Source organism: Cohnella sp. GCM10012308 (assembly GCF_042649185.1).
GTDB lineage: Bacteria > Bacillota > Bacilli > Paenibacillales > Paenibacillaceae > Cohnella.
In genome coordinates, this window is sequence record NZ_JBHRYU010000048.1 from 16,858 (window position 1) to 32,525 (window position 15,668).

General features: G+C 58.2%; 9 protein-coding genes. All 9 read left to right on the top strand.

Annotated elements, in window-relative coordinates; all coding sequences use genetic code 11:
- The first annotated feature begins 117 nt into the window (after positions 1-117).
- The 9 genes from ACFOTD_RS31900 to isdC all read left to right on the top strand — a co-directional run bounded on the left by ACFOTD_RS31900 (position 118) and on the right by isdC (position 15,625).
- Positions 118-4,788, top strand: a complete 4,671-nt coding sequence (locus tag ACFOTD_RS31900; RefSeq protein ID WP_378124016.1) for a polysaccharide lyase family 8 super-sandwich domain-containing protein — start codon at positions 118-120, stop codon at positions 4,786-4,788.
- 310 nt (positions 4,789-5,098) lie between these two features.
- Entirely contained in the window at positions 5,099-5,776 is a 678-nt protein-coding gene (locus ACFOTD_RS31905; RefSeq protein ID WP_378124017.1) for a response regulator transcription factor, read from the top strand.
- Positions 5,773-7,152, top strand: a complete 1,380-nt coding sequence (locus ACFOTD_RS31910; protein WP_378124018.1) for a sensor histidine kinase — start codon at positions 5,773-5,775, stop codon at positions 7,150-7,152. Before ACFOTD_RS31905 ends, ACFOTD_RS31910 begins: the two co-directional genes overlap by 4 nt.
- A 316-nt stretch (positions 7,153-7,468) precedes the next feature.
- Positions 7,469-7,873 (top strand): hypothetical protein, encoded by a 405-nt coding sequence (locus ACFOTD_RS31915; protein ID WP_378124019.1) that lies wholly within the window; start codon positions 7,469-7,471, stop codon positions 7,871-7,873.
- A gap of 285 nt (positions 7,874-8,158) precedes the next feature.
- Positions 8,159-11,554, top strand: coding sequence for an NEAT domain-containing protein (locus ACFOTD_RS31920; protein WP_378124020.1), 3,396 nt, complete (start codon positions 8,159-8,161; stop codon positions 11,552-11,554).
- A 120-nt stretch (positions 11,555-11,674) separates the two neighbouring features.
- The gene (isdE, locus tag ACFOTD_RS31925; RefSeq protein ID WP_378124021.1) at positions 11,675-12,634 is read left to right on the top strand and encodes a heme ABC transporter substrate-binding protein IsdE; all 960 of its coding nucleotides are present in this window, start codon (positions 11,675-11,677) and stop codon (positions 12,632-12,634) included.
- A gap of 33 nt (positions 12,635-12,667) precedes the next feature.
- Positions 12,668-13,651 carry a FecCD family ABC transporter permease gene (locus ACFOTD_RS31930; protein ID WP_378124022.1) on the top strand — a complete coding sequence of 328 codons (984 nt, stop codon included), beginning with the start codon at positions 12,668-12,670 and terminating at the stop codon, positions 13,649-13,651.
- A complete protein-coding gene (locus tag ACFOTD_RS31935; protein ID WP_378124023.1) occupies positions 13,641-14,462 on the top strand; it encodes an ABC transporter ATP-binding protein in 822 nt (273 codons plus the stop codon). The genes ACFOTD_RS31930 and ACFOTD_RS31935 overlap by 11 nt, the downstream gene beginning before the upstream one ends.
- Positions 14,459-15,625: a heme uptake protein IsdC gene (gene isdC / locus ACFOTD_RS31940; RefSeq protein ID WP_378124024.1), complete on the top strand. Its 1,167-nt coding sequence runs from the start codon at positions 14,459-14,461 to the stop codon at positions 15,623-15,625. The genes ACFOTD_RS31935 and isdC overlap by 4 nt, the downstream gene beginning before the upstream one ends.
- Positions 15,626-15,668: the final 43 nt, after the last annotated feature.

A 15,668-nucleotide genomic window follows, 5' to 3' on the forward strand; every position in this document is an offset into this window, starting at 1 on the left:
TAAGGCGCAGGGGATAGCCGCGGTTGTTCCCTGCGTTTACTTCTATAACTTCAAGCTAGGCTTAAGCTCAGGCTCAGGCAACGCAAGCCCATTCATTCGAGAAGAAGAGGTGTAATCGTGAGAAAATGGAAAGCCAAGCTTAGCGCGTTATTGATCTTGACGTTGTTCGTTTCCTTCGTCGGCTCCTTCGCATCCGGAAAAGTAAGCGCTTCCTACGATGAGTTCGACACGATGCGGCTGAAGTGGCGGGAAAATTTGATCGGCGGCACCGGATACGACGTCAACGATCCGATCGTCTCACGCAAATTGAATGCCTTAAGTCAAACCACCTGGAGCACGATGGACAAGAGCGCCAACCGGACTTATTTGTGGAGCGAGCTCGCCAGCCCGACTTTGTCCACCAACGTCACGCAATCTTATCAGCGCATTAAAGACATGGCGGTCGCCTACTCGACCTACGGCTCAAGCCTTTACGGCAATCAGCAATTGAAGTCGGACATCATCGGCGCGCTGGATTGGATGTACGCCAACCGGTACAACGAGACGAGAGCTTACTACGACAATTGGTGGGATTGGGAGATCGGGTCCCCCCTGCAGCTGAACGACACGGTCGTCCTCATGTACGACGATCTGACGCCGACCCAGATCGCGAATTATATGAAGCCGATCGATCGGTTCTCCCCCGTGCCGGAGAGAGTGAACTACAATCAGCTAGTGAATACCGGCGCCAATCTCGTCTGGAAATGCAACATCATCGCCTTGCGCGGCATCCTGGTCAAGTCGGCCGCCAAGCTCGCTTCGGCAAGAGACGGGTTAAGCCCGGTATTCGATTATGTCGATGTCGGAGACGGATTCTATGAAGACGGCTCCTTTGTCCAGCATGACGTCTTCGCCTACACCGGCGGATACGGCGTAAGCTTGCTTCAGGAGCTCGGCAACGTCCTGTACATGCTGGACGGATCCTCCTGGGAACCGGTAGATCCGGATGCCGGCCGCGTGTATCAATGGGTGTACGACGCCTACGAGCCGCTTATCTACGATGGCGCGTTCATGGATATGACGCGCGGACGAGTGATCGTCCGCAGCTACGACCAGGATCACAATACGGGCAACAGGGCGATCGCCGCGATCGTGCGCCTGACGCAAATGGCTCCGGCAGCAGACGCCGCGCGAATGAAGTCGATGGTCAAATACTGGGTGCAAGCCGAGAACGATTTCGATTACTATAACGACGTCAATCTGACTTTGGCCCGTTTGACCTTGGACATCGTGAACGATCCGGCCGTTCAGCCAAGAGGCGAGTTGATCGCGAGCAAGGTGTATGCGGGCATGGACCGCGCCGTCCATCTCCGTCCCGGCTTCGGCTTCGGCGTGAGCATGTCCTCCAATCGGATCGGGACTTACGAAGCGACGGTTGGCGAGAATATGACGGCCTGGTACACCGGCTCGGGCATGACTTATCTGTACAATGGCGATCAGAGGCAATATTACGATTACTGGCCGACGGTGAACAAATACCGTCTTCCGGGAACGACGGTGGACACGATGCCTAGAACGGACAACGAAGGTACCGGATACCGAAGTCCCAAAACCTTCGCGGGCGGCTCGGAGCTGCTCGGGCAGCATTCGACGGTCGGCATGGACTACAAAGCTTACGGAAGTTCGTTAACGGCCAAGAAATCTTGGTTCATGTTCGATGACGAAGTGGTCGCGCTGGGCGCGGGAATCAGCAGCACCGATAACCGAACGATCGAGACGACGATCGAAAACCGGATGCTGAACAAGCCCGTCTTCACCAAAGGGATCGATCCGGCTTCTCCCGCCGCGCTTCCGGTCGGCGCGGAGCCTCTACGGCACAAGGTGTATGCGGTAACGGACAGCGCGAACGACAAGATCCTCCGCGAAGGCTCGTTCGACAATAACTTTGGCACTCGCTGGTCGGGCCTCGGCAAAGGCCAATGGCTTCAGTTCGACCTGGGTAAGATTCAACCCGTCGGCTATGTCGGCATCAGCTTCTATGTTCAGAATACGAGAACTTCCGCGTTCGATATCCTGGTCTCGACGGACAACGCGAACTGGACGACGGCATTTAGCGGCAGCTCCAGCGTCGTTGCCAACGACTCGATCATCCAGGTGTTCGACTTCCCGGACGTACAGGCCAGATACGTCAAGATCGTCGGTAAAGGCAATTCCAACAACGACTACAACAGTTATAACGAGGTGCAAATTTACGCGCCTTCGGGGGCCGGCAATCCGATTATTCCGCCTTCCGTCACAGCGCTCGCCGTCACGAGCGTGACCGATGTCACGTATGGCACTCCCGTCCCGGTCGCCGCCGACTTCGACATCTCGACCTACTGGACGGCACAAGCGGATGGACAGTCGCTGGTGCTGGATATGGGCCATGATGTTCAACTGGGTTATGCGGGAATCGCATTTGCAGACGGCCGGCTGCATTCGTATCCGCTGGATATCGAGACCTCCCAGGATCAATCGGTATGGTCGTCCGTATACAGCGGCGCCAGCGCGGGGCAGACCTCGGAGATCCGCGCGTACGATCTCGCGGATTCGACGGCCAGATACGTCAAACTCACCGTACATCCCGACGAAGCGGGGGACCCGGGGAAAGTATCGGAGATTCAGCTGTACGCGCCGAACGCGCTAGGGTCCGTCCTGGATCCGCTGCACGATACGCGGGTTGCCAAAGGGGATGAGCAGTTCATCGTCAACGGCGTCTCCAAGCCGGCCGTTCTAGGTTGGGAGGAGGAGATGAGCAACGTTTCATACGCCTACCTGGAAGGGACGGGGGGCTATTATTTCCCGGAACCGGCCACGATCAAAGGCCAGCGCGCCGCGTCCGTAGGCAAGTACTCGCAGCTCACGACGGCTGGCGCGACGACGGATGTGAGCAAGAATTACTTGACGATGTGGTACGATCATGGCAAAAGCCCGGTCAACAAGGATTATTCGTATGTGCTCCTGCCCAACAAGTCGGCAGCGGAGACGGCGTCTTACAGTTTGAATCCGGATGTGGAGATCGTCGCGAATAACCGGAACATCCAGGCCGTTCGGGAGAAAACGACAAACGTATTCGGCGCCAACTTCTGGCAGCCGGGCACGGCGGGGAGAGTCACGGCTTCGAACGCCTCTTCGATCACGCTGAAGGACGAGGCGGGCGAGCTGGACGTGGCCGTATCCGATCCTACGCAGCGCCAGACGAAGCTTACTTTCGAGATTTTCAGAAAAGGGCTGTCCGTACTGGCGCAGGATTCGACCGTTACGGTGCTGCAGCTCAGCCCTACGATCAAGTTTGAAGTAAACACTGATCAGTTGAACGGTCGTTCGCACGCGGTCCGGTTCCAATACGACGACAGCGTGTCCACGCCTCTGCCGACGCCATCGGAGATCCCGCCGGTCAATCCGCCCGCGGAGCCGAAGCCGGACGTGATGACGACGGTGGATGTGCTGGACGATTATACGCAAGTCTATGCGCACAGCTCTACGCTGGACTTCGAGCGGGGAACGCCGAACTACTTCAATGGGGATACGTCCCGGGCCATGCGGACTTCCCCGCGCACGACGGGCGAATATCTCGTCTACAAGGCTGACGAGGACAGGGAGATGACCGACTTCGAAGTGACGACGTGGTTCCTTCCGGCGGAAGCCAAGACAGATTTCCAGATTTACACTTCGCCGGACGATCTGACCTATACGTTGTATACGCCGACGAAAACCTCTGAACTCGCGGGATGGCAGAAAGTAAAGTACAGCGGTTCTTTGCCCGAAGGAACTAAATTCTTGAAAATCGTCTTCCGGCTCAATTCCGCTTATAAGTGGAATCCGCAGATTGGAGAAGTGAGATTCACCAGCAAAAAGCTAACGACATCCACACCTCCGTCGGTCAGGGAGCACACGATGAACGATTCTTTAAACGACTTCAGCAACGTTTTCGCGAGCAGCGCGAATCTCGCGTTCGAAGCCGGCAACCCGATTTACTTCAACGGGGACACGTCGCGCGTCACCCGGAAGACAGTCAGTGCCGGCTCCGGCGAATACCTCATTTACAAAGCGCCCTACAATATGGATATGACGGACTTCGACGTCACGACTTGGTTCCTGCCGGCGGAGGCGAAGACGGATTTCCAAATCTACACTTCGCCGGACAATGACGTCTATACGTTGTATACGCCGACCAAAACGTCGGAGCTCACGGGGTGGCAGAAAGTAAAGTATAGCGGTTCGCTGCCGCAAGGCACCAAGTATCTGAAAATCGTCTTCCGCCTGAACTCCGCTTACGCCTGGAATCCGCAGATCGGCGATGTTCATATTACGAGCAAAGTGCCGAGCATCACGGTAACGGACGATTTGAACGATTACAGTCATATGTACGACCGCAGCGCGCATGTGTTGTTCACCGGCTCCAACGCGGAGCATATCGGCAACGATGCTTCAAGGCTGGTCAGGACGACAAACACGGCGGAATACGTGGTTTATAAGGCTGAGGCGAATATGGATTTGTCCCGTTTCACGGTTAAATCCTGGGTTTTCCCCTACGAGACGGTGGACGATCTCGAATTTTACGCTTCGCCGGACAACGCGACGTACACACTGTTCACGCCGGCCAAAGCGGCGGTGCCGACGCCGGGCAATTGGACTGAAGTGAACTACAGCGGGAACTTGCCGGTCGGTACGCAGTATCTGAAGATCGTTTTTAAGCCTTCGCCGACGAACGCCTGGAACCCGCAGATCGGTACGTTGAGTCTGACCAGCCACATTATGTATCCTTAGCGCAGCTATGCTGACAAACACTCCGACGGCGCAGCCGGAAGAGTGTTTGTTTTTTTACATCATCGAATAGGTTGCGGGATCTTGCTTGATTCGAGAGGAGAAGCGTGCTGTCGCGAGATTTGTAATCTCGCATTCATGCAATGTTCACAATATCGGTCTAATCTGAAGAAAGCCTGCAAATGATTAAATATACGTTGATAATGAGAATCAGTATCGGTAAAATGAGAATTAATCTCATATATGAGAACGAAAGAGGCGTTTCAGGAATGACCGTTAACATATGCGGCTGCGGGCGGGTGAAAACGGGCGTATGAAGCAATTGCTGGTTACGGACGACGATATCCATCACCGTTCGCTGCTCAATCACTTCATGACGCGGCAGGGCTATCGGGTGATCGAGGCGCAGGATGGCGAGCAGGCGATCGAGGTGCTCAAGGAGCAGGCGATCGATCTGGCGATCGTCGACGTCATGATGCCGAAGGTCGACGGCTGGACCTTATGCGAGCACATCCGCGACAGCTACGATATTCCGATCATCATGCTCACGGCCAGAGAACAGTTGGCGGATAAGGAGCGGGGGTTTCTCAGCGGCACGGACGACTACATCACCAAGCCTTACGAACTGCAGGAGTTGCTGTTCCGGGTCAAAGCGCTCTTTCGGCGTTATCTGATTCCGTCGAGCGGCAAGCTCAGGCTGGGCGAGCTCGTCATCGATCTGCAAAACTATGAAGTCATCGACGGAGACAGCGTCATCGTCCTACCGCTCAAGGAGTTCGAGCTGCTGGCGCAGATGGCGCAGTATCCGGGCCGTCTCTTTTCCCGCGACGATCTGATACGGCTCGTATGGGGGCAGGACTACGTGGGCGACGAACGAACGGTGGACGTACATATCAAGCGCTTGCGCAAAAGGTTCATCGGCAGCGAACGGCATTTTTCCATCCATACGGTCCGCGGGATCGGCTACAAGATCGAGGCTGCCGGCTCATGAAGTCGCTGTATTTCCGCGTTTTCGTCATTATTTTGTATACGGTGGCGCTGAGCAGCGTGCTCGGATTTTACGTATCGAACGCGTATTATCATTGGAAGCTCAAGCCGCTGCACGACGCCAAGATGATCGGCATTGCGGAGGACGCGCGGACGTTCGTCGAGCAATACCCCGAGGCGGTCGGAGATTATATGCGCAATGCGTCCTCGCTCGGCTACCAGATTTATTTGACCGATCGTACCGGGCGCGAGTTTTATTTCGGGCATTCTTTTCGCAAAAAGAACCTGGCCGCGGACGTGCGCGAGCAGGTGCTGGCGGGGAACGTCTATCACGGCATCGCCCATTATCCAGATTCGCCGTTTTTGACGGGATACTTCGAGAACGGCTTAAGCAACACCGTAGGCGTCCCGCTTCAAATCTCCGGGGTGAATTACGCGATGTTTTTGCGGCCCGACGTCCGTCTGCAGTTTGGGGAGCTGCGCGTCTTTTTCGCGCTTATTTTCGTATTTACGGTCGCCTTCAGCATTCCGAGCTTCCTGCTCAGCACGCGCTACCTGGTCCAGCCGGTCACGCAATTGACCGAAGCGACCAAGCGCCTCGCGCAGGGCGAATACAAGATTCGGCTGAACACGAACCGAAGAGACGAGATTGGCCAATTGGCGCGTCACTTCGAGACGATGAGCCGGGAGCTGGAGCGGTCGGACCTCGCCAAGCGGGACTTCGTCGCGAACGTATCGCACGAGATTCATACGCCGCTATCCTCGATCCAGGGCTTCGCGGACATTTTGCAGCAGCCGGAGCTGGACGCCGCTAAGCGAATCGAATATGCGGACATCGTCGGCCAAGAAGCGCGGAGGCTGGCGGAGATGAGCCGGCAGCTGCTGCTGTTGTCGACGCTCGACCGTGCCGACGGCGAGCGTCTGGACAAGCGGGAGCACCCGCTGAGACGGCAGCTTCAGCATGCGCTGCGGCTGATGCAGTGGCAGCTGTCGGAAAAGCAGCTGTCGGTCAAGCTATCGGTGCCGCCAAGCCTTACGATACGCGGCGACGAGGCGCTGCTTCACCAGGTCTGGACAAACCTGCTGTTCAACGCGATCCGTCACATTCCGGACGAGCGGTCGATCGCGGTTCGCGCGCTGGAGGCGGGCGGAGCCTGCGTCGTCGAGGTGTCCGATACCGGGGACGGGATACCCGAGGAACAGCTGCCGTATATTTACGACCGCTTCTATCGGGGAGACGGCTCCCGCTCCCGGTCTTCGGGCGGCACGGGGCTTGGACTGTCGATCGTGCAGGCCATCGTCCACAGGCACGGAGGGACGATCCAGGCGTTCAGCCGCATCGGCGAGGGGACGACCTTCCGGGTGACGATACCCGGTTAGCGAGCGGAAGCGGCTGATGCGTTCGCCAAAATTGTAATTTATTGTTCACTGTCCATTCATAATTCGTAGATAGGCTAGCACTAGAATGGGCACGTGCGTCAATTAGGGAAAATAAAACATAAGTAAAAAATTATAGAAAAAAATTGATTGACAGTTTGGATTTTATTGGGTTAGTATCAAACTCGTAACTGATAATGATAATCGTTATCAGAATTGGAAAACGGGAGGGATGCCTCAAACTCGCTGCTGCTGCAACGTCGTCCAGGTTCGCAACAACGAAGCAAAGCAATCATCCAAACTTTTAAGGAGCGTGCAAATGATGACAAAAACAATGAAACGTTCGGTATCCTTCCTGCTGATGATGGTGTTCGCGCTGGTCATGGTCGTTCCGGCCTTCGCGGCGACGCACACCCATGCCTATGAGTTCTACTACGACGGCGAGTACCACGAGCACTCGAGCGGCTACATCTCGGGCGACGCTTCGATCGACGACACGGCAGGCACGGTCACGCTGAAGCTGCAAGGCGGCAACTACTTCCCGCAGATCAAGATCGGCGCGACGTCTTACAACGGTTCTTATAACGCGACGACCGGCCTGACGACGTTCGTACTGCCTGGCTCCGACGCAGCGAACTTCGATATCTCGCTGCACGTAGTCGTCGCGATCGGCCCGATCACGGTTCATGACACCTGGTATGACCTGGAAGTGCACTGGCTTTAATGTCCTGACGACCTGAAAGAAGCAATCGAAGAATTTTTAACGCGCCGGTACGACATCCCGCTCCAGGGAGCGTCGTACCGGTCCTCTCATGAATGAGGCTCGATCTGGAACTAACCATGCAGTGAAAAAAAGTTGGACCCGACCATCGAAATCAACGCGGTCCGGCGCGGACGTCGACGGCTGACCCAGAAATGGCATCGGACTCTCGCTTTCAAACCGGCACGTTTAATAGCGCTGATGCAGGGAACTTTCCCTGAAAATTTAAAAAGACAGGAGATCGTACAGTTGAAAACGCGGATCAGAAAGTGGGCACTGGTCGCCCTGGCGGCGCTGCTGCTGCTCAGTCTCCCGCAGCTGGGGACGGCTGCCGGCAGCACGGCGACGGTTAAGGACGGGGAATATACCGATGTGCCTTATAAATACTTAAAAGACGGAACGACCGACACATCGGCAGCCAATGAATTCATGTGGGTCGAACATTCCGGCCGGCTGGTCGTGGGCAACGGAAAAACGACATTCTACCATAAGGTTCCAAACGCTAGCGCAAATTGGATCGTTTACCTCGCTTATCGCAAGGCAGGACAGCCTAAAGCGACGATCTCCGGCAATGTCGTGACCGGCATGGAAGGCTACCAGCCGTTCAGCCGCTCGTCCGGCGGACAGCTTGAAGTATCCGCCGAGCTGGAGCAAGGGGCGGATACCGTCGACGTATTGATGCATATCATCGTTCCCGGCATCGATTACGACAACTGGTACAACGCCCAGTTGAAGTTCGAAGCCGCCGGATTGCCCACGGAAACGGGCGGCGAGCCCGGCGGCGAGGCTCCGGTATACACGCTCGAGCAGCTGAACGATCAGATCTCGGCGGCGCAGGCCGTATACGGCAGTGCGGTCGTCGGCGATGCATACGGCCAGTATCCGTCCAACTCCAAGGTGCTGTTCAATCTTCAGATCGGTTCGGCCCGGGATAAAGCGAACAACCCGAGTTCGAGCCCGGCCGAGATTTCGTCGGCCTACGTCGATCTGACCCACGCAATCAATACCTTCAAGGCTTCCGTTAAGCAAGCCGACAAAACCGAGCTTAGGGAAGCGATCGCCAAGGTTCAGGCGCTGTACGACAAAGTGCAGGCTGCGGGCATCGTAGGCGCGGCGGACGCGGCGTCTCGCGCGGCCCTCAACGGAGATGACGACCCGGGCAACGATGTGGACACTTATCTTAATCCCGTCGTCTCGGCAGGCGAATACCACAAGGACGCGCAATCGATGATTGCCAGTGCACTAACGTCCGCTAAAACGACAATGGACACAGTGACCGCTACGGACGCGACGGTAGCCTCGCGGGTCAAAACACTCAAAAGCAGACTGGATTCTTATACAAACTATTATTACAGGCTTAATTCAGATCCGCTGCCGATTTATGTTCTGAGCAATCCGACGTTAGCCACTGAACAGTCAAAATTTGCTTCCGATTTTGTCGGCGTAGCATACCAGCTTTATAACGATGTAGATGGCACGAAGTACGCGAACGTACCGATGAAGCTCTCTGTCACAGGCGCTGCTTACATGTCTGTGGCCCTCAACTCCGGATATACGATGCCAACCTATGATGAATTTGTTGATTATTACAAAGCGGTCAAGCTGCTGTCATTCGCGGACTACAGAAAGACGGTATTCCAGTTTAAAACACATTCGTATCCGAACAGCGACGGCATTTCCTATCTCCGCTATTTCGTGGGCGGCCAAGAGCGCGCCGTCTATATCAGCTACAACTACAAGGAATTGAACGGCCTGCAAACCCGTATCGCTGCGGCGCAGGTTCTGCACGACAAGGCAGAAAGCAGCGGCGGCGCGTATAAGCAGGACAAGGCGGCACGAGATGCGCTTCAGGCAGCCATTACGGAAGCGAAAGCAACCGGCGACAACCTGGCATCCATCTATTCAAAGATTGTGAGCGCAGACAGCGTGCTTGCTGATGCAGTCGTAGATTTCCTTCAAAGCGCGGCTTACGCGACTTCCTTTACGGCTGCCGAAGCCGATGGGGACGATTTCTCGCCGGTCGCCGCCTACCTGGACGGCAAGGCCGATATTTCGACGGCATCGGGCGTCTCTTATGCTCAATTCACGATTAAAAACAGCTCGAAGGTGACGGCTGTACGCGTTAAAAACGGCGCTGCCTTCGTCGATGCCGAGCAGACGGGCGCCGATGCGCAGAACGATACCCGTCGCGTCAAAATCGAGGTTCCGGATCTGGCGACGCTGACGACCGTCCAGCTCGTCGCTGACGGAACGACGTTCGATGCGCGGCTCAACTGGAGCGACGTCGACAACAAAGCGCTTGATGCCAAGGTTGCCGCCGCGAAGAGCGAGCTCGCCGCCGCAGTCGTCGGCACCGCAGCCGGCCAATATCCGGCAAGCGCGAAGACGGCGCTGGAGCAAGCCGTCGCAACGGCCGGCAAGGAAGCGACTCGGCTGGCCAGCACGCAGGCGCTGAGCGATGCCGCGGTTAAGACGCTGGACGATGCGATTAAGACGTTCCGCGCTGCGGTTAATGTTTCCGGCGGCAACCCGGGCACCGGTGCAGGCACAGAGCTGACGGACGGCAAGTATCAGATCAGCTTCACGATTCTGAAGCAAGGAACGGAAGAAACGTCGATTATGGACGATTATGCAGCTCATCCGGGGCGGCTGCTAGTGGAAAACGGCAAGAAGTACGTGTATATCTGGCTGGCTCAAAGCAAAGAGATTACAGCCTTCACCGTAGGCGGCTCGTCAACGGAAACAGTAACGAGCGACGCGGCAGGCAATACGAGATGGGTGCGATTCCCGGTGAACGACCTTACTGCTCGTTTGAACGGATGGGTGAAGATAGACTGGGCTGAAATTAAGTATTTCCATGATTATAACGTGCAAATTCAGCTTGGCAGCTTTACGAAGGTTGCTGAATGGGGAGGGGAATACTTCGGATCGAGAAGGCCGCTTGTTTTGCCTGACGGTGACAAGGAAGAGTCCGAAACGGATGGCGGCGGCAGCGCAAACGGCGGCGGCAGCTCCGGCGGCACGGATGAAAATCTCGGCGCGGAGTTCTTCGATACGGCGAAGCACTGGGCCGCGGCTTCGATCAGCCGCGCGGTCAAGCTCGGCATCGTCAACGGCTATTCGGACGGCAACTTTAAGCCGAACGCAGCGATCAGCCGCGTCGAGTTCGCGGTGCTGCTCGGCAGAGCGCTGGACCTGCAAGGCGAGGAAGCCGAGCTAAACTTCAAGGATGCGGCCGATATTCGGCCGTGGGCGGAATCGTTCATCAAGCAGGCAGTCGCGGCAGGCATCATCGGCGGCTTCGAGGACGGCACGTTCCGTCCGGCGAAGGAGATCAGCCGTCCCGAGCTCGCTGTCATGATCGTCAGGGCGCTCGGCATCGCGCCTGAAGCGAATGCGTCGCTCGCGTTCGGGGACGCTTCGCAAATTCCGGCTTATGCCCGCCCTTACGTGGCGGCGGCCGTCAAGCTGGGACTGATCCAGGGCGGCAGCAACAATCTCTTTGGCGCGAAGTCTCCGGCGACGAGAGCCGAGGCGATCACCCTCGTGCTGCGGGCGCTGGACTACGCAGAAGCGGATGCAAAGGCGAAGAAGGAAGCTGAGGCTGCCGGCGCCAAGGCGGAGAGCGAAGCCGCCAAAGCATAAGGCAAGCAGCTTTATCGCGGCGGTTAACCGAGGCAGGCATGCCGCCGCGCGCATTCACTCATAGCAACGGACAGAGGACCCTTGACGGTGTCCTCTGCCGTGTTTTAATCGGGAGGAATTATGAACGCGACAAAACGTGGAATGACCGGCATCGCCTTGCTGTTGGTCTGGATGGTACTGCTGGCCGGCTGCGGCGGCGCGAACGCTGCAAAATCAGGCACGCCCGCGAGCCCTGCGGCGAGCGCGGCTGCAAGCGGGTCCGCAAGCGGCTCCGAAGAAGCGGATCCGTCAAAGAGCGCGGAGGCGCCGGAATACCGGATCGTCTCGACGACGGTGGCCGTGACGCAGATGCTGGATGCGCTCGGCGTCGATCTGGTCGGCATTCCGACAAGCGCGAAGACGCTGCCGGAGCGATATGCCAAGGTGACCAAGGTCGGCAATCCGATGAGTCCGGACATGGAGCTGGTCAAGTCGCTTCGGCCGACCGACGTACTGTCGGTCACGACGCTTCAGTATGACCTCGAGCCCACTTTTAAGCAGATCGGCTTGAACGCTTCCTTCCTGGATCTGACCAGCCTGTCGAGCATGCAGAAGGAGATCCGGGGGCTAGGGACCAAGTTCGGGCGCGAAGCGGAGGCCGAAAAGCTGGCGAACAGCTACAACGATACGCTGGCGAAGCTCCAGGCGGAAGCGGCCGGCAAGGAAAAGCCGTCGGTGCTGATCCTGCTGGGCGTCCCGGGCAGTTATCTGGTGGCGACCGAGCATTCGTACATCGGCGACCTCGTCCGGCTGCTCGGCGGCGTCAATATCGTGCAAGGAGAAAAGGTAGAATACCTGGCTTCCAACACGGAATATTTGCAGCAGGCGAATCCCGACGTCATCCTGCGCGCGGCGCACGGCATGCCGGTGGAAGTGGTCAAGATGTTCGACGAGGAATTCAAGAAAAACGACATCTGGAAGCACTTCAAGGCCGTCCAGAACGGGCGCGTATACGACCTCGAGGAAGAGCTGTTCGGCACGACCGGCAACATCGCGGCGAACGATGCGCTGGAGGCGCTGTACAAGAGGCTTTATCCGTAATCGCCGTTTTTGAAAGGAAAGAGGAAATCGATCATGTCGAAAAAGACGCTTTATTTTGCCATCGTTACCGTCCTGCTGATCGCCGCCGTCGCGGCTTCCATGATGCTGGGCAGCATCAAGGTCGGATTTATCGAGCTTGTGCAGGGTCTCGCGCGCGGGGATAACGAGAATGTCAATGTCATTCGCGATTTGCGCTTGCCGCGTATATTCGTATCGATCTTTACGGGAGCGGCGCTTGCGGTATCCGGCGTGCTGCTGCAGGCGGTCATGCGCAATCCGCTCGCCGACGCGGGCGTGATCGGCATCTCGTCGGGCGCCGGCGTCGTGTCGCTCGCGATGGTGACGATCTTCCCGAATTTATTTTTTTGGATGCCCTTCTTTTCCTTCCTCGGCGGCGCGCTCGCCTGCTTGCTCGTCTATGCGCTGTCGTGGCGCTCTGGACTTAATCCGATGCGGCTCATCCTGGTCGGCGTCGCGATCAATGCGACGTTCACCGGCCTCGGGCAATCGTTTAACTACCGGGGCAGCTACGCCGTTACGTCGGTCAACCAGGCCGTCAGTTCCATTTTCACGATGAAAACGTGGGAGGACGTCCGCATCTTGGGCGTGTACGGCTCGGTCGGGCTGGTGCTGGCGCTGCTCGTATGCGGCTGGTGCAATACGCTGGCGCTGAACGACCGGACGGCGGGCAATCTCGGGTTCCGCGTCGTGCGGGCGAGACTGATCATCTCCGCGATCGCGGTGCTGCTCGCTTCGGTGGCGACGGCCGTCGGCGGGCTGATCGTTTTCGTCGGCTTGCTTATTCCGCATATCGCGCGGCTGCTGGTCGGCTCCGATCATCGGGTGCTGATCCCGTTTTCCATGCTGTCGGGCGCCCTGCTGATTCTGGCCGCCGATACGCTCGGACGCACCGTCCTGGCGCCGACCGAGATTCCCGCTTCGATCATTATGACCGTCATCGGCGGACCCTTTTTGATTTTCATGCTGAGAAAGAGTGATCGCGCCTATGGAGCTTGACCGGATTAAATATTCGTACGACCGCAAGACGGATCAGCTAAAGGAAGTGACGGCGACGATCGACGCCGGACGAATGACCGGCATCATCGGTCCCAACGGCAGCGGCAAGTCGACGCTGCTCGGCGTGATGGCCCGCAGCATCGCGCCGCAGAGCGGCTCGGCCGTGCTCGACGGCAAAGCGCTGGCGGCTTATAAGCCGCGGGAGCTGGCGCGCAAGCTGGCGGCCGTGCATCAGCACAACGGCGCGCCCGCAGACCTTACGGTCGAGCGGATCGTCGCCTACGGCCGCCTGCCGCACCGCAAGCTGCTCGGACAGCGCGACGCGGAGGACGAGGAGGCGGTGGATTGGGCGATCGCCTGCACCGGGCTGACCGAGAAGCGCAAGCAGCGCATCGGCGAGCTGTCCGGCGGAGAACGGCAGCGCGTATGGATCGCGATGGCGCTGGCGCAGAAGACGCAGGTGCTGCTGCTGGACGAACCGACGACATTCCTGGATATGTATTACCAGATCGAGCTGATGGAATTGATTCGCGGATTAAACGTCGACCATGGTCTGACCATCGTCGTCGTGCTGCACGACATGAATCAGGCGGTACGCTACTGCGACCGGATCATCGCGATGAAGGAAGGACGCGTCGTGCTGCAGGGACCTCCCGAGGAAGCCGTGACGGCGCAAACGATCAAGGACATCTACGGCGTGGAAGCGCTGGTTCGGCGCGACGAGGAGGCAGGCATGTACATCGTGCCGCTGCGCGCGGGCAGCGCCGCTTCCGGACAACGCCGGCAAACGATAGAGGAGGCTATAACTTGAATTCGGCAATGAAAAAGAAAGCAGCATGGACATGGATCGTCGCGCTCCTATTGGCGCTTGGCCTGCCGTTCTCGGCAGGACGAGCCGAAGCGGCGCAGACGGACGGCACTTATACGGTAGACTACCAGATTCTGCAAGCGGAAAACGATTCGGTGTCGATGGCCAACGATTATTGGGAAAAGCCGGCCACCGTCGTCATCGACAACGGCAACGTTCAAATTCAAATGACGATCAATCACAGTCAGTGGGTGACGGAGTTCAAGGTGCCGGGAAGCGGCGGCGGCTACGTCAATACGCGCATTTTGAGCAAGGATACGAAGGCCGATACCAGAAAAGTCGTCTTCGCGGTGTCCGAGCTGCCGTCGTCGCCCATGCTGTCGAAGATACACGTGACGGTGCCGGACATCGACTACGACCACGACTATACGATTCGGTTCGAATTTAAGGCGGATTCGCTGAAATTGGTGAAGGCGGGGGCAGGCAAGCCTGCTGCGTCGACGCCGGCCGCGACGGCGACGCCGAAGCCGCAGGCCAGCGCAGCGCCGACGGCGAAGCCGCAAGCGAGCGCGGCAGCGACGGCGAAGCCGCAGGCGAGCGCGGCAGCGACGGCGAAGCCGCAAGCGAGCGCGGCAGCGACGGCGAAGCCGCAGGCGAGCGCGGCAGCGACGGCGAAGCCGCAGGCGAGCGCGGCATCGACGGCGAAGCCGCAGGCGAGCGCGGCAGCGACGGCGACGCCGCAGGCCGGCGCGACCGCGACGGCAACGCCGGACGCGAATGCCGCAAGCGGCGGCGGGCAGGCGTCGCCGGCAGAGCCGTCCGCATCGGCAACGTCATCGGCAGGCGCGGCGTCTGGCGGCGATGACGCCGCGGAATCGCCGTCGGCGGAGCCGTCTGCCAGCGCGTCTGCGCAAGCGGCTGACGTCGAAGCGAGCGCCGATGCCGCGGCAGCCGATCCGGGCCAAGCGGACGCTTCGGCCGAAGCCGTGTCGGCACAAGCGGGAGCCGGCGCCGAGACGGCAGCGGGAGAGACCTCCGGCGCGCAGCCGCTGGCTTCGGCGAAAAAAGAGAATAACGGACTCATCATTGGATTGGCGGCCGCGATCGTGGTATTAGCAGCAGGAGGCGTATGGTGGTGGAGAAGAAGTCGGCTTCAAAAACGTTAAGCAGGTATCAATTAAGCCGTCCGGTGCGGCGAATCGCTTGGAC

Excerpts from the sequence above, each read along its gene's own strand:
- ACFOTD_RS31905 (WP_378124017.1), top strand. The coding sequence starts at position 5,099 with ATGAAGCAATTGCTGGTTACGGACGACGATATCCATCACCGTTCGCTG.
- ACFOTD_RS31910 (WP_378124018.1), top strand. The coding sequence starts at position 5,773 with ATGAAGTCGCTGTATTTCCGCGTTTTCGTCATTATTTTGTATACGGTG.
- ACFOTD_RS31915 (WP_378124019.1), top strand. The coding sequence starts at position 7,469 with ATGATGACAAAAACAATGAAACGTTCGGTATCCTTCCTGCTGATGATG.
- isdE (WP_378124021.1), top strand. The coding sequence starts at position 11,675 with ATGAACGCGACAAAACGTGGAATGACCGGCATCGCCTTGCTGTTGGTC.
- ACFOTD_RS31930 (WP_378124022.1), top strand. The coding sequence starts at position 12,668 with ATGTCGAAAAAGACGCTTTATTTTGCCATCGTTACCGTCCTGCTGATC.
- ACFOTD_RS31935 (WP_378124023.1), top strand. The coding sequence starts at position 13,641 with ATGGAGCTTGACCGGATTAAATATTCGTACGACCGCAAGACGGATCAG.